At 58.9% G+C, this 3,282-nt stretch carries 4 protein-coding genes; 2 read left to right on the top strand and 2 right to left on the bottom strand.

What is annotated here, in order from left to right; all coding sequences use genetic code 11:
* On the top strand, window positions 1-214 hold a 214-nt coding region (locus tag ACXJ7R_RS28245; RefSeq protein ID WP_457154696.1), incomplete at its 5' end, for a 4-hydroxyphenylacetate 3-hydroxylase C-terminal domain-containing protein.
* A gap of 30 nt (window positions 215-244) precedes the next feature.
* Complete coding sequence (locus ACXJ7R_RS28240; protein ID WP_457154695.1) at window positions 245-796, top strand: flavin reductase family protein; 552 nt, start codon at window positions 245-247, stop codon at window positions 794-796.
* A gap of 403 nt (window positions 797-1,199) precedes the next feature.
* On the opposite strand, the gene ACXJ7R_RS28235 is transcribed toward ACXJ7R_RS28240, so the two are convergent.
* Window positions 1,200-2,684: a UbiD family decarboxylase gene (locus tag ACXJ7R_RS28235; RefSeq protein WP_457154694.1), complete on the bottom strand. Its 1,485-nt coding sequence runs from the start codon at window positions 2,682-2,684 to the stop codon at window positions 1,200-1,202.
* 175 nt (window positions 2,685-2,859) lie between these two features.
* Window positions 2,860-3,282, bottom strand: a 423-nt coding sequence (locus ACXJ7R_RS28230; protein ID WP_457154693.1) for a MarR family winged helix-turn-helix transcriptional regulator, incomplete at its 5' end; no start/stop codon positions are given.

The raw sequence follows: 3,282 nt of genomic DNA, 5'->3' as shown, positions 1-3,282 counted from the left end.
CCGCTACATGGCGTCCGGCGTGAGCAGCGCGCGCGATCGGATCCAGCTTATGCGTCTGGCCTGGGATTTCGTCGGATCAGAGTTCGGCAACCGCCATCATCAGTACGAGAAATTCTACGGCGGTGCATCCWTCATCGTGAAACAGAACATGCTGAGGAGCTACGACATGAAACGCGCAACCGATCTCGTCGACGCCGCCTTGTCCGCGGTCTGACGCTGCATGACCGAAAGCGGGGATCGCACGATGGCGCACGAACATCTGAGTGTGGAATCAGCACGAATATTGCGTGACGCTTTCGGCACGTTTGCGACCGGGGTTGTCATTGTGACCGCCAATCACGCGGGAGAGAGGCTGGGGGCGACCGTCAGTTCGTTCAACTCGGTCTCGCTCGATCCGCCGCTAATCTCGTTCAGCATCGCGCGAAATGCCAAAGCCGTGCATGGCTGGAACAACGTCAACCAATTTGCTGTCAGCGTCCTGGCGCAATCACAGGCGGATCTGTCGACGCGCTTCGCCCGAAGCCTTGGTGACAAGTGGACGGGCGTCAGCACCTTCCCGGCCGGATCGATCGATGCTCGGTTAATTTCGGGCGCACTCCTCTGGTTCGAATGCGAGGTCTACAACCGATACGATGGTGGCGATCACATAATGATCCTAGGCAGGGTCGTCGCAGCAATGCGCAATAGCGAGGCGGCGGCGCCGCTGCTGTTCTTCGGCGGTGCCTATCGGAGCGTCGCGCCGCATACGCAAGGCGACAGGGTGCCTGACGAGGCGATGTGGCTACACGGTTGGTAAGATGTGACCGGCACCGGGCGCGTCGAGGTCAGGCGTTCCACCAACCAAGCTACGCAGTTTTGTAAAAGTCGCCGTCCAAGATCGAAAACCCCGCGTACCGCCTCAACGTGTAGCGCTTCGGCGGCTCTGAGAACAGCAACCTCACTGTCACGGTTTCGCCGTGTCCCAGCCGATTTGCGTCTGCGTTCGGATTGAGCGTTCATGGACCCGATCTGCAATGTCATCTTGCCATCGTAAACTGTAGATGGCGGATCTGTGAGCAACAGTAGGTCGCGAAGAACGATCCATATAGAAGCGCCCAAGTGGTTCTCGGTCGTAGCCAATTTCCGTATCTTCGCATGTTTGGACCGTGACCACGTCTTACCAACTCAGCGCGTAACGAAGGCTTCGCGTGAGCTATCGCTTAAGCTCCTTCGAAGAGGTGGTTCCATCGCTCTCTGATGTCATTGGCCTCTGTGATGCTGAGTGCGGATGTTCGCGGGTAGCTGGCAAGGTGTTGGAACGGAATGCAGGCGTCGATAATCATCTTGGAGTTGGAGGTCAGACCGATATCGCGGTCTGCGGCGGAGATGCGGGGGTCAAGTGACGAACTCCAGGCATTGCGCACGATATCGACATCCTCCGACGGCTCCGCGCGCGTGGTCACCGCCCACATCACATCGGCGAGATTTGACGGATCGACGTCATCGTCCACCAGCACGATCATGCGCCCCATATAGCTGTTGGCCGCAGCAATCAGACCAGCTCGTTTGGCATGCCCCGCGTAGCGCTGTTTCAGTGAGACGACGGTCATCAATTGCGACACGTGCTGCCAAGCGCCGACGACATCGGCTACGCCGGCCGCCTCGATGTTGCCCCAGATGCTGGCCGCACGGAATGGCAGCCCGAAATGGAAACGCGGCGGCTTCATTGGCGGCGAACCGAGCAGGATCGGGTCTGTGCGATGATGCGTGGCGTCGACCCGCATAACCGGCGCCGGGCGCTTCTCCGCGGCGTAATAGCCGGTGAACTCTCCGAACGGCCCCTCAGGCAAGCTCGTCTCGCTGAACGGCAGCAGCATCCCTTCCAGGACGATTTCGGCATGCGCCGGGATCGGCAGGCCCGTGACCGGACCCGGGTATACCTCGATCGGGGCACCCTTGATCGCGCCGGCGAAGTCGAGTTCGGACGCCCCTTCTGGAAGATATTCGAAGCCGGCGATGAAAATCGCCGGATCTTCGCCATTCACGATTGCGATCGGACAGGGCTGACCGCGATCCCAGTACTTCTTCGAGATCATCGCCCCATGGCGGCCATTGTGATCGAATTGGACCGTCACCCGGTTCCTGTCGTGGACCTGGACGCGGTAGATCGAACAGTTGACCCAACCCGTGTCAGGATCGCGGGTGATAACGACACTACCGGATCCGATGTAGGCCCCGCCGTCGTTGCGATGCCAAATCGGGCTGGGATATTGCGATAGATCGACATCATCGCCCGTCACGGAGTTTTCGAGATAGGGTGCATCCTTGATCTGGTTCGGTGAAACAGGTTTGAGACCGCCGCGCATGGTCTTCCAGGCCTTCAGGGCTTCCAGCGGTGGCAGGTTCGGATCGATGCCCAGGGCAAGAGCAGCACGGCGTGCGCTGACTGTCGCATTGGTGAAGATCCTATTGCCCGCTGGCTGACCTGGAATTGCATCGAACAGCAGTGCCGGGCAACGCGGGTGCCCGGCAGCTACCTCCGTGATGGCGCCGATTTCATGCTCGAGCGCTGCGCCGGAGACACGTCGCAGATCGCCGATTGCCTCAACGAGCGAAACGAAGTCGCGTAGATCTCTGTATGCAACGGCCATTTCAAACCTCGGTGTTTTTCTGTTCGCCCGGCCCAGTTTCGGTGGACCGGTCATTTGTCAAATTGCCTGCCGGTTCAGCGCGTGAGCACGATCAGAGTCAACATTAATACAACACATATATAAATCCATAGCTATGTTTTGTTGCTTTTTATTGTCGACTTTTGATCGCGGCACGTTCGGCGGAGGGCAGCGGGATCGTTGCAGTCGCGATGCCGTTTGGGCGCCACTTTCAGGCTTGAAGCCGGTCCTTGCCGCTCGACCGTCCGGTTTGCGGATATTCCGACGACAGAGCATCCGCAATTCGATCCAGTGCAGAGAACAGAACCTTGATTTCCTGTGCTGACWTGCCTTGCTTGGCCGTGACATTCACGATCGAAGCTCGATCGAGAAGACGCGGACGCAGCCCAGCACCTGCGGGCGTCAAGAACACGTTGATGTTTCGCCGATCCGACGAATTTCGCCGGCGCTCGACGAAGCCAAGGCGCTCGAGTTCATCCAGGATGGTGGTGGAAGATGCTGTTTCGACGCCAACCCGCCGAGACAGCTCCGTCTGCGTCAGGCCATCCTCTTCCCAGAGCCGTTCAAGATGGACGAATTGCCCAAATGTTACATCCTCCTTCGCCAATTCCAAGCGAAGCGCACGACTAAACGC

Source organism: Mesorhizobium sp. P5_C1 (genome assembly GCF_054049815.1).
The sequence above is the reverse complement of the archived record's forward strand: the minus strand, read 5'-3'. Positions and strand labels throughout refer to the sequence as shown.